Here is a 20,977-nt window from a genome sequence, read left to right as displayed (position 1 = left end):
TGCCCCTTTCTGATACGGCGCAATCACTTCTGCTAGCGTGGGGGCATGTCCGCCACCCGCAGCACCCGTCAGCGTGACGTGATTACCCGCGTTCTCGACCGCGCCGAAGGGCCCCTGGCGGTTGGGGAAGTGCTGGAACGCGCGCAGGCTGACCTGCCGGGGCTGGGCATTGCCACCGTGTACCGAACCCTTAAGCTGCTCACCGAGCAGGGCCATATCCACCCGGTGCTCCTTGACGGCGAGACGCGCTACGAGCGAACCGGGCGCGGGCACCACCACCACTTTTCCTGCACCCGCTGCGGCCGCGTCTTTACGCTGCACACCTGTCCGGTCGCGTTGCCCCGTGGTACGGTCTATCCCGGCGGCTTTATCGTGGAGGCACACGAGGTCACGCTGTACGGTCAGTGCCCGCAGTGCGCCGCGCTGGCTGCCCCGCCCGGTTGACCCTCCTGCCCCGCCCTGCTACCCTCTGTTCAGCTCCCGCGTGGAGCGACCCTATCCAGAGCGCCCGAGAGATCTGGCTCGTTGACGGCGCGGCAACCGGACCCCATCACGTCACGGTGCCAAGGCCAGCCTGCGAGGAGGTCAACGATGACCGCCCGCGGGAACGATCAGGGAAGGTCACGCGGCTGGAAACTTGCCCCGCCCCTTCTCGATGCCCGGGAGGGGGCGCGCCCTTTGGCGCCCAGCCCCCACAGGTCAGACGAATTTTTTCCTGTGAGGAGGGCCGAGTCATGGCTTCTAACTCCAACACGCTGCACTTCGAGACGCTTCAGGTTCACGCTGGGCAACGCCCCGACCCGGCGACAGGAGCACAGGCGGTACCGATCTACGCCACCAACTCTTACGTGTTCGAGTCGCCCGAGCACGCCGCGAACCTGTTTGGCCTGCGCGCTTTTGGGAACATCTACAGCCGGATTCAGAACCCCACAAACGCCGTGCTGGAAGAACGCATCGCGGCGCTGGAGGGCGGGGTGGGCGCGCTGGCGGTCGCGAGCGGGCACGCGGCGCAGTTTCTCGCGATCACGACGGTCGCGCAGGCCGGGGACAACATCGTCTCGACGCCGAATCTGTACGGCGGCACCGTCAACCAGTTCCGCGTGACGCTGCGGCGGCTGGGCATCGAGGTGCGGTTTACCAGCAAGGACGAGCGCCCGGAGGAGTTCGCTTCTCTTATCGACGACCGGACTCGGGCCGTGTACCTGGAGACGCTGGGAAATCCGGCGCTCAACATCCCCGACTTTGAGGGCATTGCCGCCGCCGCCCACGCGCGGGGTGTGGCCGTCTTCGTGGACAACACCTTTGGCGCCGGGGGCTACTACTGCCAGCCCATCCGGCACGGAGCCGACGTGGTGCTGCACTCCGCGAGCAAGTGGATCGGCGGGCACGGCAACGGCATCGGCGGCCTGATCGTAGACGCGGGAACGTTTGACTGGGGGAACGGGCGCTATCCCCTCTTCACCGAACCCAGTCCCAGCTATCACGGCCTGAACTTCTGGGAGGTGTTTGGGGCGGGCAACGCGCTGGGGTTACCCAACATCGCCTTTTTGATCCGCGCGCGCACCGAGGGTCTGCGCGACCTGGGCGCGACGCTCGCGCCGCAGCAGGCCTGGCAGTTTTTGCAAGGCCTAGAGACACTCAGCCTGCGAGCTGAACGGCACGCGCAAAACGCCCTCGCGCTGGCGAGGTGGCTCAGCGCACACCCGGATGTCTTGCGGGTGACGTACCCCGGCCTGAGTCACCACCCCCACTACGACCGGGCGCAGACGTACCTGCCGCGCGGAGCTGGAGCCGTGCTGACCTTTGAGCTCAAGGGGGGGCGGGCAGCCGGTGAGGCCTTTATCGGTGCGGTCAAGCTCGCGCAGCACGTCGCCAACGTGGGAGACACCCGCACGCTCGTCATTCACCCCGCCAGCACCACCCACTCGCAGCTCGACGAGGTCAGCCAGGCCGCGGCGGGGGTAACGCCGGGCCTGATCCGGGTCTCCGTCGGCATCGAGCACATCGACGATATCTGTGACGACTTTGCGCAGGCCCTCGCCACGGCCCTTGTGGACGCGGAGGGAGTATGACCGCCGTGACCCACGTGCCGGACCTTCCGCCGCCCCTCCCGGACCGCACCGTGCCCGAGCGATGTTTCCGGCAGCAGACGGTACGGCTTTTCCGGCACACTCCGCTGCTGCTGGACTGCGGGCAGGCCGTGAGTGACATTCGGGTGGCGTACCACACCTACGGCACGCCACGCGAACACGCGGTGCTGGTGCTGCACGCCCTGACCGGCACGAGCGCGGTGCATGAATGGTGGCCGGATTTCCTGGGAGAGGGTCGGCCCCTGGACCCCACCCGCGACTTTGTGGTCTGCGCGAATGTGCTGGGTGGCTGCGCGGGGACCAGCGGCCCAGCAGAACTCCCGCGCGTGAACGGCGAAGATCCTCCCCTCACGCTGCGGGACATGGCGCGGGTGGGCCGGGCCCTGCTCGAAGAGCTGGGGGTGCGCCGCGTCTCGCTGATCGGCGCGAGCATGGGCGGGATGCTGGCGTACGCCTGGCTGCTGGAATGCCCCGACCTGGTCGACCGGGCCGTCATCATCGGTGCCCCGGCCCGCCACTCTCCCTGGGCCATCGGGCTGAACACGGCGGCCCGCAGCGCCATCCGCGCCGCGCCCGGCGGCGAGGGCCTCAAGGTCGCACGCATGGTCGCCATGCTGAGTTACCGCAGTCCCCAGAGCTTTGCCCTGACTCAGGCGGGCTGGGGCACGCGGCGCCCCGGCACCCCCGACATCACGACGTATCTGGAACACCAGGGGGAGAAGCTCGCCGCCCGCTTCTGCGAGCGCACCTACCTCGCGCTGACCGGGGCGATGGACCGCTTCCAGCCCACGGATGAGGAACTGCGGAGCATCCGGGTGCCGGTGCTCGCCGTCGGCATCTCCAGCGACGTGCTGTACCCGCCTGCCGAGGTGCGCGCTTTCGCAGACCTGCTGCCCCGCGGACGGTACGCCGAGCTGAAGAGCGTGCACGGGCACGACGCTTTTTTGATCGATCCGGGAGAGTTGCCGGGGTGGGTGGAGGGCTTCTTGCACGGTTGAGGCCTCGCCGTTCAGCCGCGGACCATTCAGGAGAACACCATAGGGTTCAGGCAAACCCTGTGGTTTTCTCTTCACGTGACGTGCATAGTAGGGGGGTGTGCCGGTCCGCCGGGCTGCCGAGGTGAACCTTGACGAACTTTTTCACTGCACTGGATTTGATCGGGCTGATCCTGCTGTGCTTCTACACGCTCCAGATGTCCCTCGCGGCGCTCCTGCCCCGGCCAAGGCGGTGCCCGGCGCCGCAGCCCGGTCTGCGCTTTACCTTTTTGATTCCTGCCCTCAATGAGGCGCAGGTGATTGAGGCGACCGTGCGCAATCTCCGTCAGGTCGCGCCGGATGGGCGGGTGGCGGTGATCGACGACGGCAGCGATGACGCGACCGGGGTGCTGGTGTCGGCGCTCGCCGCTTCGGATCCGGGCGTGCTGCTGCTGCGGCGCACCTTTCCGGAAGCTCGCCAGGGCAAGGGCAGAGCGCTGAACTGGGCGGTGAGGAAGCTGCTGCACGTGCTGCGCGAGGAGGGGGCTGACCTCTCCCACGAGGTCTTTGTCGTGATCGACGCGGACGGGCGCATCGGGCCAGAGCTGCTGACCGAAGCGCGGCAGGTGATGGGCGACCCGGCGGTGATGGGCGCGCAGGCCCGCGTGCGCATTCGGCAGTCCACCACTCGCCTCCATGCCCGCAACCTCATCGGGCGAATGCTGGAGCAGCAGCAGGACGTGGAGTTTTTCATCACCCGGCATCTCCAGGTGCTGCGGACCCACTGGCACACCGCCGCCCTGTGCGGCAACGGCCAGTTTATGCGGGCCTCCTACGTGGAGGGGCAGTTCGCGCGGGGCGTGGACCCCTGGCCAGACGTGCTCCTCGAAGACTTCGGCAGCGGCCTTGAAATCCGTCTGGCACGGCCCACGTATCGCCTGGCCTTTCTGGAGCATCCGGTCACGCAGCAGGGGCTGCCCAACCTGCGCCGCTTTACCCGGCAGCGGGCACGCTGGACGCAGGGCACGCTGCAATGCCTGCCCTACCTGAGAAGGCTGTGGACGACTCCCGTTCCCCTCCTGGCGCGGCTGGACTTCACGTACTTCATCCTGGGGCCGTGGCTCAACCTGCTGATCGTGCTGACGCTGCTGACGCAACCGCTGCGCTGGGCGACCGGTACGCAAGGCCTGCTCCTTGACCCCACGGTGAGCCTGACCCTCAGCGTGCTGAATCTTGCCCTGCAACTCAATTGGCTGATCCGCTACCAGCTGGAAAACCGGCTGCCGCCGGGGCGCCTGCTCTTTACTGCCCTCAGCCTCCCGGTGTACGGCTTTGCCCTCTTCCTGAGCCTGCCGCTTGCCTTCAAGAACTACCTGACGGGCCGCCGCACCTGGGACAAGAGTGCCCGCCACGCAGAGCCTGAGGAGAGCGTGGGGGGCCCCCGTGTGCGGGCCGCTCCTTCTGGCGACTAGTTCGGGGAAGGGGGGAACCTCTCTCCCCCTCTCGCCTTTGCCCTACTCCACCCGCTCGCCGCGCTGCAGCTTCACCGCGCGCACCAGGTTCTGGTACATCAGGGCGCTCGTGAGGGGGCCGACGCCGCCGGGTACGGGTGTCTGCATGCGAACGGGCAGCTCCGGCAGGGCGTCGCCGACCACGCCGCCACCCTCCTCCTCGGGCCGGACGTTGATGCCCGCGTCGATGACGACATGGTGCGGCTGAACGTGTTCGGGCCGCAGCAGACCCGCGTGGCCGACCGCCACCACCACCGCGTCCTGCTCGGCGAGCACGGCTGCGAGATCGCGGGTATGTTCGTTACACAGCGTCACGGTCACGCCCCGGTTGTTGAGCATAAAGGCGAGGGGCCGCCCCACCGTGCGCCCGGGACCGATCACAGCCACGCGCCGTCCGCGCAGGTCGTCCCCCAGCGCCGCGCGCAGCAGAAAGCGCACGGAACGGGGGGTAGGTGGAAGCAGCGCCTCCGTCTCCCGGCCCGCGGCGATGAGAGCCAGGTTGGCGGGCGTGAGGCCCTCCACATCCTTGCGGGGGGCGATATGAAGCAGCGCGGCGTCGGCGTCCAGACCGCCCGCGAGCGGCAGCTCGAGCACGATGCCGTGAACCCCTGGGTCGTCAGAAAGTTCGCGTAGCGCCGCGTGCAGGTTCTCCTGCGTGGTCCCCGCGCCGAGGTCGCGCACGCCAAAGCGCACGCCCAGCCGCCCCGCCTGCCGCTCCTTGCTGTGGACGTACACCCGTGACGCCTCATCGTCCGAGGCCAGGACACTCACCAGCTGGGGCCGGAAGCTCGGCGTCAGGCGGGCCCACTCGGAGAGGGCCTCCCGCACGCCCCGCGTGACCTCGTCCGCGAGTGGCTTACCGATGAGTCGGGATTCTTGCATCCCCGCCCTCAATGCCGAAAGTGCCGCGAGCCGGTAAAGACCATGCTCAGGCCGAGCTCGTTCGCCGCCGCGATCACCTCAGGGTCGCGCTTGGCACCGCCGGGCTGGAGAAGCGCCGTCACGCCTGCCCCCGCCGCCAGGCGCACCACGTCGTCAAAGGGGAAAAACGCCTCGGAGGCAAGCACCGCGCCGCGCGCTCGCTCGCCGGCATTCTGCACCGCACGTTCGGCAGCCCAGATACGGCTCACGGCACCCGCACCCAGACCGACCGTCACTCCATCCCGCGCCAACACAACCGCGTTGGAGCGCGCGTGCTTGACGACGGCCCAGGCAAAGCGCAGGTCCAGCCATTCCTGCTCGCTGGGCTCGCGCCGCGTCACCACCTCGGGGCAGAGGTCATCCCAGGGGCGGGTATCGCGGCCCTGCACGGCAAAGCCCCCGGCGAGCGGGCGCACGTCCAGCGTACCGGGACTGGCGTCCGGAGCAGCCACCAGCACGCGCAGGTCCGGCTTCTTGGCGGCGAACCACGCCACCGCCTCGGGCGTCACGTCGGGCGCGATGAGGACTTCGAGGAAGGTGCCGCGCATGGCTTGTGCCGCCGCGAGGTCCACCGGTCGGCTCACGGCGACCACGCCGCCGAAGACGCTGAGGGTGTCCGCGTCGCGAGCTCTCTCCCAGGCGGCCCGCACGGTATCGGCCACCGCCACACCGCAGGGATTGGCGTGTTTGACGGCGACACACACAGCGCGGGTTCCGGCGGGATGGTCTTCCTGCCGCGCGAGCTCGGCCGCCAGCGCCCAGGCCGCGTCGGCATCCGCGTAGTTGTTGAAGCTCATGGGCTTTCCGGCGACCACCCGGGCATCAAGCACCGGGCCGCGCTCGGCCCCCAGGCGATACACCGCGCCCGGCTGATGCGGGTTTTCGCCGTACCGCACCTCGGCCACCCGGGAGAGGCTGAGGGTGAGGTGTTCGGGCAGCGTCTCCCCCGCCCCGTCCTCCAGGTAGGCAGCAATCGCCGCGTCGTACTCGCCCGTGTGGCGAAAGGCCTTGGCCGCGAGGCGACGGCGGTCCGCCGGTGAAACCTCACCCGCCAGGGCCAGAGGGTAGTCAGCGGGGTCCACCAACACCAGCACATCCGCATGGTTTTTGGCCGCGGCGCGAAGCATCGCGGGGCCGCCGATGTCGATGTTCTCGGTGACTTCCGCAAAGTCTGCTCCCCGCGCCACCGTCTCGCGGAAGGGGTAGAGGTTGACGCACACCAGGTCAATCGTCCCCAAGCCGTGTTCGGCGAGCTCGGCCAGGTGCCCTGCCTCGCGCCGGGCGAGAATGCCGCCGTGGATAGCCGGGTGCAGGGTCTTGACGCGCCCGCCTAAAATTTCCGGAAAGCCGGTCACGTCACTCACCGCCGTCGCGGGGACACCGGCCGCGCGCAGGGCCGCCAGAGTTCCCCCCGTGCTGAGAAGCTCCCAGCCCCGCGCCACCAGGGCCCGCGCGAAGTCCTCGATGCCCGTCTTGTCGCTCACCGAAATCAGTGCCCGTCTCGTCATGCTGCCTCCCAAGATGACGGACGCTCCCGCGTAGGCTGCGGGGCGTCCGACCCAGGCGCGCGGTCCAGTCTCTGCCGGTGGCTTCCCCGTGGTCGGCTCCACGTTCAGCGCCAGTCGCCACCGCTGTGCCGGCAGGATACAGCAGGACAGAAGCCGAAGAAACGCGCGGAGGTCCGCTCGCCTAGGGCAGCACGGGATACAGGTCGACCCGGCTGCCGGGGCGCACGTCCTCGCGGGCCGCGATCCCCACGGTCGCACTCGGGCCGGTGCGGCTTCCCAAGCGGGTCAGGAGGTCAACAAACTCGTTCACGTCAAGGCCCTGGTTGGTGATGTACTCGCTGGGCACGCCGCGGGTGGTGAGGTCGACGACGGTATCCTGCACCAGGTTCTGAATCTGGTTCTGGAGGTCGCGGGTGTCTCCCCCCAGCGTGATGGTCGCGCGGCGAATGGGCTGCCCGCCGCGGTACAGCATGCTGTTGGGGCGCGCGTCACAGATCAGGTCCACCGGGAAGCCTACCGCCGTGTTGTTGGCCGCGCGGCACTGCACAAAGGTGCTCGCATTCAAGCCGCGCAGCTTGGTTTCGAGGGCGGCGCGCGCGGGGGCGCTCAGGCGAGCCGCCGGATTCCCCTTCGCGCCCCGACTGCTCGCGGCGGCGGCGGCATCCTGCAAGAACGTGTCGAGGTTGCGCACGCTGGGAACGACCCCTGCGTACACCAGATCGTTCTTGGGAAAGGCGAGGTCCGCGCTGCGGCTGGCGCTGAGTTCGGTGCGAGCACTGGAGTATTCGTCCTGTAACTTGCCCAGGCTGGCGCGTGTCGAGGCGAGATCCCGCGCGAGCGTCTCGTTGGCGGCCCGCAGGTCGGCCTGCTGGGTGCGCAGCGCGGCGAGGTCGGCACGGACCCGGTCGCGTTCGCGCAGGGCGCTGTCCCGCTCGGCCCGCAGGCGGTCACGCGCAGCGATCAGGTCGCGGCGCTCAGCGGCGAGGCGGTCGCGGTCCTGCTGCGCGGCGAGCCGCCCCGCCTCGGCCTGGGCGCGGGCGGCAACGGCAGCGTCACGAGCGGCACGGGCCGCGTCCCGCTCCTGCGCGAGGGCATTGCGCTGGGCTTCGGTGCTCTGGCGGGAGGCTTCCAGCGCCCGGACCTGCGCGTCGAGCTGCGCTGCGCGCGTCTGGGCCGCTTCGGCCCGGAGCTGTGCCGCCCGCGCCCGGACCTGGGCCCGCGTCGCTTCGGCTTCTGCCTGAGCGGCGCGGGCATCGAGGGTCGCGACCTGCTCCCCCAACGCCTGAACCCGCGCGTCGAGGTCGCGGGCGCGGGCCCGGCTGGCCGCCAGGGCTGCCTCCGACGCCGCCAGCCGGGCCCGGCTCTGCTCGGCGCGGGCTTCAAGCGCCTCGCGCAGCTCCGTGAGTTCGGTCACGCGGGCCTGGAGCGCTCCAGCCTGGGCCTGCGCCGTCTCGCGGGCCGCCTGCGCCCCCCGCAGCTCCCGGGTGGCCTGGAGGAGGTTTGCGCGGGCGGTCTCCCGTTCTCGGCGCAGCCGCTCGGCCTCGCTCCGCGCGGTGTCACGCTCGCGCTGCGCCGCCTGAAGGTCCTCCTGCACCGCCCGCACCTCCTCCCGCAGGGCGTTGATCTGCGGGCGGAGCTGATCGGCCTGGGCAATGGTCCTGACCGCGCTGCGGTTGAGCAACAAAAAGGCGGTCAGGCTGGCAGCGCTGATCCCCATGCCCGAGAGCACCGCCACGATCAGGGCTGTGGTTTTGGGCCGCAGCCCAAACCAGCGCAGGTGCTTGCGGCCCACCTTCTTGGCGATGGTGTCGGCGGCATACGCCACCACGCCCGAGAGAATCACCACAAAGGGCAAAAAGAGCCACAGCACGCGCCCGCACCCGCCTTACAGCTCGAAGTCGTCGCCGAGGTAGTGGCGGCGGGCATCCTCGTCCGCTGCGAACTCCTGCGGAGTGCCCTGGAACTTCACTTCCCCGTCGAACATCAGGTACACCCGGTCGGTCAGGGCGATCGTCTCGCGCACGTTGTGGTCAGTGATAAAGACACCGATCCCGCGGCGGTCGCGCAGCTCGCGGATCAGGCGCTGGATCTCGCGAATGCTCTTGGGGTCCACGCCGGTAAACGGCTCGTCGAGCAGCAGGTAGTCGGGATCGGTGGTGAGGGCGCGGGCAAGTTCCAGGCGGCGGCGCTCACCGCCCGAAAGCTGGTAGGCGTAGCTGCCCGCGAGGTGCGTCAGGCCGAATTCGGCCAGCAGGGCGTCGGCGCGAGCTTCCTGCTCGGCGCGCGAAAGCTTCTGGTACTCCAGGATAGCCAGGAGATTGTCACGCGCGGTGAGCTTGCGAAAGGCACTGGGCTCCTGCGGCAGGTAGCCCAAGCCCAGCCGTGCCCGCTGGTGCATCGGAAGCCGCGTCACGTCCCGGTCCCCTAAACGAATACGGCCCCGGTTGGGCCGAATAAAACCCACCACCATGTAAAAGGTCGTGGTTTTCCCGGCCCCGTTGGGCCCAAAGAGCGCCACGATCTCGCCGGGCCGCACCGTGAAGTCCACCCCGCGCACCACCTGCCGCCGCCCGTAGCTCTTGCTGAGGCCCTCCGCCATGAGTTCGGGCCGCGGGAGGGCAGGCGTGACGGTGGGCAGGGCGGCAGGAGCAGTCACGCCTGGGAGCGTAGCACGGGGCCTCGGGTGGGGCGGTGAGGGAGGCGACGAAGGGAACCGGGCAACGGCCAACGACCGTGCTCAGCGGAGATCGAGACGCATCAGCGGCAGCACCCGCCCGGGCAAGACGGGTGAAGGCACCTCACCCACCCGAACAGCACCCATGGCGCGGTAGAACCCCTCGGCGTGCGGGTCACTCTCCAGCAGGAGGAACGCCCAGTTCAGCCCGCGAGCCCGCGTGACCGCGTCCTGCCACAGGAGGCGGCCCACTCCCCGCCCGATGAACTCCGGGGCGACAAAGAGGTCTTTTAGATACGGCTCTGCTGGCGGCTGCGCCAAGCTGTAAAAGCCCACCCGGCAGCCCTCCTCCTGCTCGGCCACGACGTACAGCCCTTCCTGGATATCCCGCGCCGAAACGGTGAGGTCAGCACGGCAAGCCTCCATCAAGTCGGCGCCGTACCCCCAAAAGGCCTTGGACGCCCAGGCGAGGTCACTGAGGGGCCCCGCCTCCTGGGGCTCCGCCTTTCGCAGGGTCAGCCGCATCAGCAGAGTCTACCCCCGCTGGCGCAGGCCGGGTCATGACCCCACGCCGTACACTACCCCCATGCTCTTGACCATCATCGTGCTGGATTCCGTGGGCGTAGGAGCACTTCCCGACGCCGCCCAGTTTGGGGACGCGGGCGCGCATACCCTGAATCACACGCTGGAGGCGGCCCCCGTCCCTCTGCCCCATCTGGCCCGCCTGGGCCTCTCGCGAGTGCCGACCGTGCAGACTTCACCCGGAACACTTCCGGCGGGTGAGGTGCAGGGTGCCTACGGCCGAATGCGAGAGGTGAGCCCCGGCAAGGACACCTCGACCGGGCACTGGGAATTCATGGGCGTGCAGCTTCAGCACGCCTTTCAGGTCTTCCCGCAGGGCTTTCCGCCCGCCGTGATGGACCGCTTCGACGCGGCGACGGGGCGCGGCCACCTCTGCAACAAGCCCTACAGCGGCACGGACGTCATTCGCGACTACGGCGAAGAGCACCTGCGGACCGGCTTTCCCATCGTGTACACGAGTGCGGACAGCGTGTTTCAGATCGCCGCCCACGAGGACGTGGTGCCCCTCCCGCAGCTCTACGCGTGGTGCCAGGCCGCCCGTGAACTTCTCCAGGGCGAGTACGCGGTGGCGCGGGTGATCGCCCGGCCTTTCCGGGGCGAGCATCCCTTCGAGCGAGCGAACGAGCACCGCAAGGACTTCTCGTTGGTGCCGCCCCATAACGTGCTCGACGCGCTGCGGGAAGCGGGGCGGGAGGTCACCGGCATCGGCAAGATTCCCGATATCTACGCGCACCGGGGCTTTAGCGAGGAGATTCACACCGACAACAACGCGGACGGCATCGCCAAGACCGTTGCGCGCATGCGCCGGGGCGGACAGGGCCTGATCTTTACCAACCTGGTGGACTTCGACGCGAAGTTCGGGCACCGCCGCGACCCCGCCGGGTACAGCGCCGCCCTCGCACAGTTCGACGCGGCCCTGCCGGAGATTCTCGCCGCGGTGCCGGAAGACGGGGCGCTTCTCATCGTCAGTGACCACGGCAATGACCCCACCTGGCACGGCACCGACCACACCCGCGAGTACGGGATGCTGCTGGGGTACCGCCCGGGCATCGGCGCGCTGGACCTGGGCGAGCGGGCCACCTTTGCGGACGTGGGCGCGACCGCCGCAGAGGCGCTGGGGGCACAGTGGAACGGGCCGGGTGAGAGTTTCTGGCCGGCCCTGAAATGAGCGGCGCGGCAGCGGAACCCGCTGATTTCCGGACGCAGCCGGAGACCTTTAGCCTGACACTCTTGCTGGGGGGACGCTACGCGGGCGAGCAGGAGTGGGCCCTGCATCCGGAACGCAGCGCGGTTGTCGCGCGGGTGCAGACCGACTTCGGCGGCGTGCTGCCGGAGGTGCGCCGGGTACAGCTGAGCCGCCTGCACCCCCGCCTGCTGACCAGCCTGCACTACGCCGAGGGTGACGGACGCGGCAAGGCCAGCTTCGAGACGACCTTTGACCGCCGCTCCGGCCTGGTGATCCTGCGCCAGGGCAAGGACGAGGCCACCCTGCCCCTCACGACCGAGTACCACGATCCGGTCTCCCTGCTGCTGTTCCTGCGCGTGCTCGGGGACGTGGACCGAACCCAGGTGCGCATGACCGGCGGCCACGTGCTGGTGCAGCGTCTGCCCGAGGCTGAAGTCAGTGGGGTTCCGGCCCGCACGTACTTCCTGCGCCCCGGCGGGGCCTACGTGTCCGTGGAGCAGGCTCCCCCCCACCGCCTGCTGCGCCTGATCCAGCCCACGGACTTTGGCCCCATCGAGGCGACGTTGCTCTCTCCCCGCCAGGCCCAAGCCGAGCGGCGACGGCGGCGGGCGCCGTGATGTCCGCACCCTGTTCCAAGCCTCAGGAGACGCCATGCACATTCTTCAAGGTGATGCCGCCCGTGCGGCCCTGACCCGTTCCTTTAGTGAAATCCCCGTACCCGAGAGTGTCCTGGGGCGGATCGAGGCGACCTTTGGCGAGAGGCTCACGCCCGAGGAGGTCGTCACGCGCATCCTGGCCGACGTGAGGGCCCGGGGTGACGAGGCCCTACGCGACTGGACCGAACGGCTGGACGGCAGCCGACCCGGCGCGCTCGAGGTGACGCGGGAGGAGATCGCGGCGGCACAGATCAGCCCCGAACTGCACGGGGCCATTCGCCTCGCCGTCTCGCGCGTCCGGGCTTTTTATGAGCAGCAGCCCGCTCGCGGCTTCCTGGCCGAGGGGCCCGAGGGAACGCTGGGCCAGCTTGTGCGCCCGCTCTCGCGCGTCGGCGTGTACGTGCCGGGCGGCCTCGCGCCCCTGCTGAGCACCCTGATTCATACGGCGGTTCCGGCGCGGGTGGCGGGTGTGCCCGAACTGATCGTGACGACGCCCCCCGGACGAGACGGCACCATTCACCCCGCTCTTCTCGTCGCGGCGCGTGAGGTTGGGATTGACCGCGTGTTCCGGGTGGGCGGCGCGCAGGCCATCGGGGCGCTCGCCTACGGCACGGCCAGCATCCCCGCCGTGGACAAGATCGCGGGGCCCGGCAACCTCTTTGTGGTGATCGCCAAGCGGATGGTGTACGGCCTGACGGGCATCGAGAGCCTGCCCGGTCCGACCGAAACGCTGGTGGTGGCGGACGAGAGCGCTCGCCCCCGCTTCGTGGCCGCCGACCTGCTCGCACAGGCCGAGCACCTGGGCGCAGAACCCGTCCTGATCTCCACCAGCCGGGACCTGCTTGTGGAGGTGCAGAACGAGCTGAATGGTCAACTCGAGGCCCTGCCTGAGCCCAACCGCTCCTGGGCGCGCGACAGCGTGACGGCTCGCCTCAAGATCGTGCTCGCCAGCGGGCTCGACGAGGCCCTGGACCTCGCCAACCTGTATGCCCCCGAGCACCTCTGCCTGCTCACCCGTGACCCCTGGAGTCTGCTTGGCCGTGTGCAGCGGGCGGGCGGGGTGTTCCTGGGCGAGGCGAGCATGGAGGCGCTGGGCGACTACGTGGCCGGTCCCAGCCACGTGATGCCCACCGGTGGCACCGCCCGCTTCATGAGCCCCGTCAACGTCCGCGACTTTCAGAACATCATCAGCGTCGTCGGCGTGAACGAGGAAACCCTGCGCCGGATCGGCCCAGCCGCCGCCCGCCTCGCCCGCGCCGAGGGCCTCGAAGCCCACGCCCGCGCCATCGAGAGCCGCTGGGCCGCCGAGGTGCCCGAGGCGCGCCCCTTGGAGACGCTGAAGGCGCTGGAGGAGGACTCGGGGCGCTAGGCAGCAGAGCAGGCAGGGGCATGGCTTTCACGCACTCCTCTGCCCAGCCGTTCTGCCCCATCGTTCCAAACCGGCGCAGCGCCGCTCCCTGCCCCCTCTGGAGGTGGGGCGATGCCCTGCCCATGAGACAACCCGCCTCCCAAACGCGGAAGGCGGTCACCTCTTCTGTCCCTACCCCCGCGTCGCCGGAGGCGTCTCCTCGCCGTCCGCCAGCCGGATCAGCCACATGAGTAGCTGCACGAACGCGAGCGCCATCGCCGGAAGACCCGCCAGCATCATGATCCATCCGCTGAGCTGCTGGTTTTGGAGCGGGGTGAGGTTCCACAGGCACAGCGCCGAGACGTAGGGCGTGTACAGCACCTCCCGCGAGTACAGCCACACGGCGGCGACCGCCATCATGGGGAGCGAGGCCAGCAGGCCGAACCAGCCCCGCGAGCCGACGTGAGCGGGCTGCACGCTGGGCAGCGGCCGCAGCACGACGCTCCATACCAGCAGGCTGCTCAACAGGTACAGGGCAGGCAGGAGCGCGGCAGCCGTATTCGTCACGACCGAGGCGTTCAAGCCCGCCGGAATATTCCAAAAAATGATGACGGCCGTCCACACGGCGAGGGCCACCCAGGGGTCAAGCAGCACCCCCAGAACGCGGCCCAGGGGGCGGCGCGGGTCCAGGCGGAGGCCGCGCGGAAGGCCCAGAACGAGCAGCGGGGGCACGACCTCCGCGAGGACCATCAGACGGGCCATGTACAGGGCCATGCTGTTGAGGGTGAAGGTGGTGGCGGCAGACTGCGTGGCGAGAATCAGCAGCCCTATCCCCAGCAGAAACAGCCCCACCTTCCAGAGGGGCCAGCGAGCCGCACCGGCGGGCGTGCGCCGGACCTGAGCGTAACGCCAGAGATAAAAGCCCGTGACGGCGAGCACGGGCACCCACACCAGCGGATCCACGTGCAGGGTGAGCAGCTCGGCGAGGCTTGGATTCAGGGTGGGGGCAGGCGGGGTCATGGGGCAGGGTTCTCCAGAACGTAGCGGATGTCGCGCACAACGCGGTCCACCTGCGGGAGCTGCGTGTAGTCCCACAAGACGCGCAGGCGGCCAGCAGCGTCGACCAGGTACGTGGCGGTGGTGTGGTTGAGTTGGTAGTTCTGCGGTCCCTGTACGTCGGCTTTTTGGTAGGCGACGCCGTAGGCCCGCGCCACCTCCGAGAGGGCAGGCTCCGGTACGCGCACCCCGGTGGCCTTTCCGAAAAAGTCCACATATGCCTTGAGGCGAGCGGGCGTGTCGCGGTCGGGATCCACGCTCACCAGCACGATCTCAAAGCGAGCACGCTCTTCCGGGGGCAGGGCCCGGCGCGCCCTGTCCAGGTACGCCAGGCTGAGAGGACAGATGTTCGGGCAGTGGGTGAACCCGAAGAAGAGGGCGGTGACGCGGCCGGTCCCCCCCGGCTGGAAGGCCCAGGGCTGGCCGTTTTGGTCGGTTCCCCGAAAGGGCTGGGCCGCCACAGGAGGCGCGTAGGCGGTGCCGTAGAAGGGAAAAGGACTTCTGACGCGCGCAAACACCCACGCGCCCCCCAACAACAGAGCCACGGCGAGCAGGGCGAGCAGGGCAGAGATGTACCAGGGCCGTGCGGCGGGGGCAGGGGTGGGAAGGTCCGTCACAGCGTCGCCCTCAGTGTTCGTGGTTCAGGCCCGGCAGGCGAACCACCGCGTTCACATTCAGCGTTCGGCCATCCTTGGCCGTGAGCTTGAGGCGCAGCGTCTCCCCCACCTTCAGCGGCCGCTTCAGGTCCATCAGCATGAGGTGGTCACCGCCCTGGGTGAGGTTCAGGGTGCCTCCGGCAGGCACGGTCAGGGTCCGCACGGCCTGCATGCCCAGGCGGCCCTGCGCGTCCTTGCGGGTGGTCATCAGCATGACGTGACCGGCGACCGCCGCAGACGCGCCCGTAAGGACCACCGGCGCCTTTCCGCTGTTCCGCAGGGTCATCAGAGCGCTCGTCTCGCTGGCGACGGGCGGGACAGCCACGACCGTCGCCCCCTGTACCGTGAGGGGCAGCGGCGCGGGGCGGGACTGAGCGGGCTGGCTGCGCGCGGCGTTCAGGGCAGCGGCGGGAAGAAGGACGGCAGCAAGCGCGAGAGCAGCAAACAGGGGAGTGGGTGTCGACATGAGGAGCCTCCTTGGAAAACGTTCTGGCCCGCTTTCCCGGAGTCTAGGCGGGCAGGCCAGGCCGGATTGTCCCCCGGCTCTCCTCCCTGAGGGCGGCGGTGGAACCTGTTCCACGGAAAGGGGTATGGTGGCAGAAGAGCTATGCGGAAACCCACGATTCAGGATGTCGCCCGGCGGGCCGGAGTGGGCGTCGGCACCGTGTCCCGGGTGCTGAATAACCACGCGGCGGTCAAGGACGTGACGCGCGAGGCGGTACTCAAGGCCATCGCGGAGCTCGACTATACGCCTAACCCACACGCGCGGCGCATCGCCGGCGGAAAAAGCTACACCATCAGCGTGTTGCTGCCGGTGGTCACCACGGAGTTCTACGTGCGGCTCCTCGACGGCCTAGAAACGGCCTTTCAGGAGGCGCGCTACGACGTCGCTATTTTCCCACTGCTGGACCGCTCGCGGCTGGAGCGCTACCTGGGGTCGCATACGCTCGCCTATCAGGCCGACGGCCTGGTGATGGTCACCTACAACCTCACCGGCCTGCTGAGCGAACGCCGGGTGCGCAGTCAGCAACCAACCGTCCTGGTGGATGCCCACGCGCAGAACGTGGACTGCGCCTTTATGGACAATGTGCTCGGCGGGCGGCTTGCCGGTGAGTACGCCGCCAGGCTGCCCGGCGAGCTGTATGCGATCTGGGTGGAAACCGAACTCGACCAGCTCTTCACGACCCGCGTCTTCAAGGAGCGCCGAGCGGGCTTTCACGAGGCGCTCCAGGCCGCTGGACGCGAGGTGCAGGGCGAATTTACGGCGAGTTTTGATGCCCTCGCGGCCCGCAACGTGGCGGCTACCCTGCTCGACGGTGCTCGGTTTCCCTGTACGGTCTTCGCCTCGGCTGACCTCCTGGCCGCCGCCCTGCTGGACGAGGTGCGCGTGCGGGGGCTTACCGCCGGACAGGACGTGCGCGTCATCGGCTTCGATGACCAGCCCTGGGCGGCGGCGCGCGGCCTGACCACCCTGCACCAGCCGGTTGAGCAGATGGGGTACGAAGCCGCGCAACTTCTCCTGACCCGCCTGGGCGGCTACCGGGGGCCACCCCGCGTCCGCCGCTTTGAGCCGCGCCTGGTTGTGCGCGACACCGCCTAGTCCCCGGCTCGGGCACCACTCAGGCGACGGGGCTCGGCGGGTTGTGGGGAGGGCGCGTGCTCCTCAGCGAGCAGCACGGCGTTGCGGCCCCGGCGTTTGACGGCGTACATCGCTGCGTCCGCACGGGCCAGCACGGCGTCGGGATGCTCACCGTCCAGGGCCGTCGCCACGCCGAAAGAGGCCATGATCCCCTCGATGGCCCCGTACCGCTGGGCCAGCATCTGGGTACGCAGGGTGTTCAGAAGGGTCTGCACCCGCCACTCTGGAAGCGGCGGCAGAATCAGCAGAAACTCTTCCCCGCCCCAGCGGGCCGCCATTCCGCTGGGCGGCAGAAGCTGCTGCGCCACTCGGCCCACCCCGCACAGCACGCGGTCCCCCGCCGCGTGGCCATGCACGTCGTTGATGGCCTTGAAGTGATCGAGGTCAAACAGCACCAGCGTGAACTTCTCCCCAGTCGCGGCGAGCGACGCCAGCCGTTCTTCTGCTGCTCGGCGATTGGCAAGCCCGGTCAGAGCGTCACGGTAGGCCGCCTCACGCGCGGCCAGCAGGTGCAGGCGCTGCACCCCAAAGGTGGCCTGCACCGCAATCATGACAGCGCTGACCAGCAGGAACTGCACGGTAGCCGCTGTCAACCGCATGTCCCCGGCGCCGGGTCCAGCCAGGAGGTGGGCCAAACACAGCCCCAGCGTCACCAGGTACGTGCCGCCCGCCAGCCAGGCGGCCTGCGTGGGCGGATACAGCAGAAATGCCCCGGCATACAGCACCGGGAACCAGTAGGTGCTCTCGCTGAGCATGTGGGTTTCGGGCGCGAACACCCGGAACTGATGGTCGAGCGCCAACAGGAAGTACAGGGTCGTCGTCGCGTAGGCCAGCACCGCCGCCTGCTGAATCGTCAACCATCGCCGCGTCACGGCCAGTTGCAGACCCAGCAGCGTCAGCACCAGCGTCGGGAGCGCCACCCGGTCCAGCGGATCGAAGGTCGGTGCCTGCACCAGCAGCGCCGCCCCACAGGCCACTACGCCCAGGCAGACCAGCAGGCTGAACATCCGCCGTTGCGGCATCACCCAGGACAGGGAATCGGGAAACTGCGGCAAACCGGAGCGCATCGGACTCTTCACAGACCCTCCATGACGGTGCGGTGGAATCACCCCAGTGTAAGGGGTCCGTGGGGCTGGCAACGAACACATTCACCTGGGCGCAGCCAGCAGGCGTTCCGCGCCTTAGAAGCTGGATTCGGCCACGGCGGCTTCCGGGCAACGCACCTCGTGATGAACGCGGCAGCGAGCCTCGTAGGTCTCCTGAGCGCCGACCAGCACCACTGGGTCGTTCCAGCGGGCAGGTTGGCCGCCGATCAAGCGTTGCGAGCGGGTCGCAGGAGCGCCGCAAACGGTGCAGATCGCCGTGAGCTTCTCGACGCTCTCGGCGCGGGCCAGCAGGTCCGGCATGCAGCCAAAGGGCTCGGCACGGAAATCAAGGTCCAGACCCGCCAGGATCACCCGCACCCCCGCTTCCGCCAGATCGAGGACCAGCGGCCCGAGGTCCGGTCCGAAAAACTGCGCCTCATCGATGCCGACCACCTCCGGCAAGGTGTGTTCGGACGCCCGAAGAAGCGGTCCCTCGCCCGCAAGGTATGCGCGGATGTCGGCGGCGTCCCGCACCGCCACCGCCTCGATGCTGCGCCCCGCATGGCTGGCCACCTGGGTGGCGTGGTAGCGGTCATCCAGCGCAGGCTTAAACACCGCGACCCGCTGCCGGGCGATCACGGCCCGCGTGAGGCGGCGAATCAGCTCCTCGCTCTTGCCGCTGAACATCGGCCCGACGATGACTTCGAGGTGACCGCCGTGGTAGGGAGACTTCAGCACGTGGGGAAGTATGGCAGAGGGCAGAGCGCCAAAGCTCTCCCCACCCCCTGCACCCAAAAACGCCCCGCTGACAAGGCGGGGCGTTCAGGCTTCGCGCCTTACTTCTTCTTGTTGCGGTAGCTGTCACCGAAGCGCTTGTTGAACTTGTCGACGCGGCCCTCGGTGTCCACGAAACGCTCCTCGCCGGTCCAGAAGGGGTGCGCGCCGCTCCACACGTCCACGTGAATCTCAGGACGGGTGCTCAGGGTTTCCATAACGACCTTGCCCTGGTAGATGATCTTGGTGGGCACGGCTTTCGGGTGGATGTCTTTTTTCATGCTCTCTGCCTCCTCCGTCACGTCTTCTGTGCGTAACGGGCAACTCTAGGAGTTTAGCACGTCACCAGACGTAGTGGGTATGCCAGGCTTCACCGCGTTGCAGAAGCGGTCCTCGCGTCCCGGTGACGCGATGTCCGCCCTTGACCGCCGCACGCACCAGCAGGCGGGGGTCAAGGTCGGGGTACAGCGTGCGGGCGAAAGCAACCTCCTCGCGCACGTCGAGGCTGCCGCCACTGGCCACCGAATCCGTGCCCAGAGCAATCTCTACACCGGCTGCCGCAACCTGCGCCCAGGGAAAGGTTCCGCACGCCAGGTGCGCGTTGCTGCGAGGACAGGTGACGACCGTACAGCCGGCCCGCGCTACCCGGGCGATATCCTCCGGCGTGACATTGGCCAGATGCACCAGGGTTGGCCGAGCCGCGAGCACCCCCAGCTCGTCGAGATAACGAACAGGCGTGAGCTCCGGCTCCGGCGGGCGCCCGATCACCTCCGCAAAGGCGGGTGGAAAGAGCGCCGGGATTCGGCCCTCCCACAGCGGCCCACGGCCCGTACGGAACAGTTCTCCCTCGGCAGGATGCTCCGCGACGTGAATCTGGAGGGGCAGACCCTCGCCCGCAGCGTACTCGGTCACCAGGCGCAGCAGCCGGGAACTGACGGTGTAGGGCGTGTGGGGGCTGAGGCCGACCCGGGGACCGCCGGGCCGCTCCTGCCGGCGCCAAGCGTCCAGGCGCCCGCGCACCTGCCGAAAAATCTCGTCGGCACGCTCCGGAAAGGGCCCCAGCACCTCGTAGTACAGCACCCCGCGCAGGTCCTCGCGGGCAAGGAGCGCGTCCATCACCTCCGGGGCGTGCATGTACACGATGTCGCCCACGGCTCCTACGCCCAGGCGCGCGAGGGTATCGGCCCCGGCCTGCGCCCCCGCCACGCCCCGCTTCTCGCGCTGGGCGACCACCACTTCGGGCAGCCAGCGGAAATAGGGCAGCGCTTGGAAGGCATAGGCACTCATGTCGAGGTGCGTATGGGCATTGACGGGCGGCGGAGCGATCACGGCTCCGGCCCGCCGTTCCCGCGCCTGAGGGTAACGGACGCGCAGGGAGGTGGGGTCGCCCGCCGCCGCGATGGTCCCGTTCGCCACCACCACCCCACCGGGTGCGTGGCCTCCCCCAATGCCGGTAAAGAGCACGTCGCAGGTCAGGAGTTCGGGCAGGTGGGGGTCAGCAGGCTGAACCGTCATGAGCCGCATTCTGCCGCGCCGGGCTCCTCCCGGTCAGTGCCGGGCCTGTACCCGTCTCGCGAGCTCGCGCGCCACCGCCTCCGGTCCCTGCGCGAGCAGCGCGCCCGGAACGTGCCAGAAGCTCTGCTGCTCGAACTCCTCGACAAAGAGGCTGGCGAGGCCACGCGCGCGGCGGTCCACCTCCAGCCGCACGTCCAACCCACCGCCCGCTGCGGGAAACAGCATCAGTTCGAGTTCCTGAATGCCGGAAGCCCCATAGGGCGGCCGGAAGCTGAGCTCCTGCACAACCCGCCCATGGTGGTACTCCACCTCGCTGCCCGCCAGGCGGAAGCCAAGGCGACCTGCCGCCTCCAGCACCACCTCCATCTCGCGACTGGGGAGAATCTGAAGCTGATCGTGGTCGCCCGGATCAAAGGCTCCGGCGATGTCGGCATCGGTCACCAGCCACACTGCGGTGCCCGGCAGCGTGAGGGGCGTGCCCTGCGGGACGGTGAAACGGAAGGGCAGCTCACGCCGCTCGCCGGGACGCAGGTCGATGCTTCCCAGGACGGGGCGCGTCCACAGCGTATGGGTCACGTCCTGGTCCTCCGCTCGGTAGCGGGTGGCCAGCCCCATGTTGACGCGCTCGACGCGCTGCTCGACACTGCCCCCCTGAAGCACCACCACGCCGGTCAGCTCCTCGCCGATCCGCACCGCTCGGTGATGAACCTGCGTCTCCACCCGTGCGCCACCCACCCCGACGGCCGCCATCATCCTCTTCAGAAATCCCATACGGCTCACAGTACGGGGCAGGGGGCGAGAG

Annotated in this window: 21 protein-coding genes and 2 riboswitches; of the genes, 8 read left to right on the top strand and 13 right to left on the bottom strand. The window is 69.1% G+C overall.

The annotated features are described in order from the left end of the window. The first annotated feature begins 45 nt into the window (after positions 1 to 45). From EI73_RS12910 to EI73_RS12895, 4 genes are all read left to right on the top strand, one after another. Positions 46 to 444 carry a Fur family transcriptional regulator gene (locus EI73_RS12910; protein ID WP_034387291.1) on the top strand — a complete coding sequence of 133 codons (399 nt, stop codon included), beginning with the start codon at positions 46 to 48 and terminating at the stop codon, positions 442 to 444. Between the two features lie 49 nt (positions 445 to 493). Then, positions 494 to 617, top strand: a riboswitch (SAM riboswitch). Between the two features lie 117 nt (positions 618 to 734). Continuing rightward, a complete protein-coding gene (locus EI73_RS12905; RefSeq protein WP_034387288.1) occupies positions 735 to 2,072 on the top strand; it encodes an O-acetylhomoserine aminocarboxypropyltransferase/cysteine synthase family protein in 1,338 nt (445 codons plus the stop codon). After that, on the top strand, positions 2,069 to 3,088 hold the full coding sequence (locus EI73_RS12900) for an alpha/beta fold hydrolase family protein (protein ID WP_034387285.1): 1,020 nt from the start codon (positions 2,069 to 2,071) through the stop codon (positions 3,086 to 3,088). The genes EI73_RS12905 and EI73_RS12900 overlap by 4 nt, the downstream gene beginning before the upstream one ends. Positions 3,089 to 3,216: 128 nt before the next feature. Then, positions 3,217 to 4,536 (top strand): glycosyltransferase family 2 protein, encoded by a 1,320-nt coding sequence (locus EI73_RS12895; RefSeq protein WP_034387282.1) that lies wholly within the window; start codon positions 3,217 to 3,219, stop codon positions 4,534 to 4,536. A gap of 42 nt (positions 4,537 to 4,578) precedes the next feature. Here the strand turns inward: EI73_RS12895 and EI73_RS12890 are convergent, their stop codons facing one another. The 5 genes from EI73_RS12890 to EI73_RS12870 form a co-directional block, all read right to left on the bottom strand. Continuing rightward, positions 4,579 to 5,457, bottom strand: a complete 879-nt coding sequence (locus EI73_RS12890) for a bifunctional 5,10-methylenetetrahydrofolate dehydrogenase/5,10-methenyltetrahydrofolate cyclohydrolase (RefSeq protein WP_034387279.1) — start codon at positions 5,455 to 5,457, stop codon at positions 4,579 to 4,581. An 8-nt stretch (positions 5,458 to 5,465) separates the two neighbouring features. Continuing rightward, positions 5,466 to 7,004, bottom strand: coding sequence for a bifunctional phosphoribosylaminoimidazolecarboxamide formyltransferase/IMP cyclohydrolase (gene purH, locus EI73_RS12885; protein WP_034387276.1), 1,539 nt, complete (start codon positions 7,002 to 7,004; stop codon positions 5,466 to 5,468). A 42-nt stretch (positions 7,005 to 7,046) separates the two neighbouring features. After that, a riboswitch (ZMP/ZTP riboswitch) is annotated at positions 7,047 to 7,132 on the bottom strand. Positions 7,133 to 7,185: 53 nt separating this feature from the next. Next, positions 7,186 to 8,874: a DUF3084 domain-containing protein gene (locus EI73_RS12880; RefSeq protein WP_034387273.1), complete on the bottom strand. Its 1,689-nt coding sequence runs from the start codon at positions 8,872 to 8,874 to the stop codon at positions 7,186 to 7,188. A gap of 15 nt (positions 8,875 to 8,889) precedes the next feature. Further along, positions 8,890 to 9,660 (bottom strand): LPS export ABC transporter ATP-binding protein, encoded by a 771-nt coding sequence (gene lptB / locus EI73_RS12875; protein WP_034387269.1) that lies wholly within the window; start codon positions 9,658 to 9,660, stop codon positions 8,890 to 8,892. Between the two features lie 81 nt (positions 9,661 to 9,741). Beyond that, positions 9,742 to 10,203, bottom strand: coding sequence for a GNAT family N-acetyltransferase (locus EI73_RS12870; protein WP_034387266.1), 462 nt, complete (start codon positions 10,201 to 10,203; stop codon positions 9,742 to 9,744). A gap of 61 nt (positions 10,204 to 10,264) precedes the next feature. Here EI73_RS12870 and EI73_RS12865 point away from each other — a divergent pair, with 61 nt between their 5' ends. The 3 genes from EI73_RS12865 to hisD are packed head-to-tail and all read left to right on the top strand — an operon-like array spanning position 10,265 to position 13,471. Further along, positions 10,265 to 11,428, top strand: a complete 1,164-nt coding sequence (locus tag EI73_RS12865; protein ID WP_034387263.1) for a phosphopentomutase — start codon at positions 10,265 to 10,267, stop codon at positions 11,426 to 11,428. Next, on the top strand, positions 11,425 to 12,063 hold the full coding sequence (locus EI73_RS12860) for a hypothetical protein (RefSeq protein WP_034387261.1): 639 nt from the start codon (positions 11,425 to 11,427) through the stop codon (positions 12,061 to 12,063). The genes EI73_RS12865 and EI73_RS12860 overlap by 4 nt, the downstream gene beginning before the upstream one ends. 34 nt (positions 12,064 to 12,097) lie before the next feature. Beyond that, entirely contained in the window at positions 12,098 to 13,471 is a 1,374-nt protein-coding gene (gene hisD / locus EI73_RS12855) for a histidinol dehydrogenase (RefSeq protein WP_034387257.1), read from the top strand. 171 nt (positions 13,472 to 13,642) lie between these two features. Here hisD and EI73_RS12850 read toward each other — a convergent pair whose 3' ends face one another. Genes EI73_RS12850 through EI73_RS12840 form a run of 3 tightly spaced genes read right to left on the bottom strand, consistent with a single transcriptional unit; the run spans position 13,643 to position 15,628 of the window. After that, positions 13,643 to 14,470 (bottom strand): cytochrome c oxidase assembly protein, encoded by an 828-nt coding sequence (locus EI73_RS12850; RefSeq protein WP_034387254.1) that lies wholly within the window; start codon positions 14,468 to 14,470, stop codon positions 13,643 to 13,645. After that, positions 14,467 to 15,123 carry an SCO family protein gene (locus EI73_RS12845; RefSeq protein ID WP_034387252.1) on the bottom strand — a complete coding sequence of 219 codons (657 nt, stop codon included), beginning with the start codon at positions 15,121 to 15,123 and terminating at the stop codon, positions 14,467 to 14,469. Before EI73_RS12845 ends, EI73_RS12850 begins: the two co-directional genes overlap by 4 nt. Positions 15,124 to 15,133: 10 nt before the next feature. Next, complete coding sequence (locus tag EI73_RS12840) at positions 15,134 to 15,628, bottom strand: copper chaperone PCu(A)C (RefSeq protein ID WP_034387249.1); 495 nt, start codon at positions 15,626 to 15,628, stop codon at positions 15,134 to 15,136. Positions 15,629 to 15,769: 141 nt separating this feature from the next. On the opposite strand from EI73_RS12840, the gene EI73_RS12835 reads away from it, so the two are divergent. After that, complete coding sequence (locus EI73_RS12835; RefSeq protein ID WP_034387248.1) at positions 15,770 to 16,762, top strand: LacI family DNA-binding transcriptional regulator; 993 nt, start codon at positions 15,770 to 15,772, stop codon at positions 16,760 to 16,762. Here the strand turns inward: EI73_RS12835 and EI73_RS12830 are convergent. From EI73_RS12830 to EI73_RS12810, 5 genes are all read right to left on the bottom strand, one after another. Further along, positions 16,759 to 17,880 carry a diguanylate cyclase gene (locus EI73_RS12830; protein ID WP_081909030.1) on the bottom strand — a complete coding sequence of 374 codons (1,122 nt, stop codon included), beginning with the start codon at positions 17,878 to 17,880 and terminating at the stop codon, positions 16,759 to 16,761. The genes EI73_RS12835 and EI73_RS12830 overlap by 4 nt on opposite strands. A gap of 102 nt (positions 17,881 to 17,982) precedes the next feature. After that, the gene (locus tag EI73_RS12825; RefSeq protein ID WP_051935531.1) at positions 17,983 to 18,624 is read right to left on the bottom strand and encodes a thymidine kinase; all 642 of its coding nucleotides are present in this window, start codon (positions 18,622 to 18,624) and stop codon (positions 17,983 to 17,985) included. Between the two features lie 98 nt (positions 18,625 to 18,722). Further along, positions 18,723 to 18,941, bottom strand: a complete 219-nt coding sequence (rpmE, locus tag EI73_RS12820; protein WP_034388295.1) for a 50S ribosomal protein L31 — start codon at positions 18,939 to 18,941, stop codon at positions 18,723 to 18,725. A 61-nt stretch (positions 18,942 to 19,002) separates the two neighbouring features. Beyond that, complete coding sequence (locus EI73_RS12815; RefSeq protein WP_034387246.1) at positions 19,003 to 20,175, bottom strand: amidohydrolase family protein; 1,173 nt, start codon at positions 20,173 to 20,175, stop codon at positions 19,003 to 19,005. Between the two features lie 33 nt (positions 20,176 to 20,208). Further along, positions 20,209 to 20,946 carry a sporulation protein gene (locus EI73_RS12810; RefSeq protein ID WP_034387243.1) on the bottom strand — a complete coding sequence of 246 codons (738 nt, stop codon included), beginning with the start codon at positions 20,944 to 20,946 and terminating at the stop codon, positions 20,209 to 20,211. Positions 20,947 to 20,977: the final 31 nt, after the last annotated feature.

Source organism: Deinococcus sp. YIM 77859, assembly GCF_000745175.1.
Classification (GTDB): Bacteria; Deinococcota; Deinococci; order Deinococcales; family Deinococcaceae; genus Deinococcus.
The sequence above is the reverse complement of the archived record's forward strand: the minus strand, read 5'-3'. Positions and strand labels throughout refer to the sequence as shown.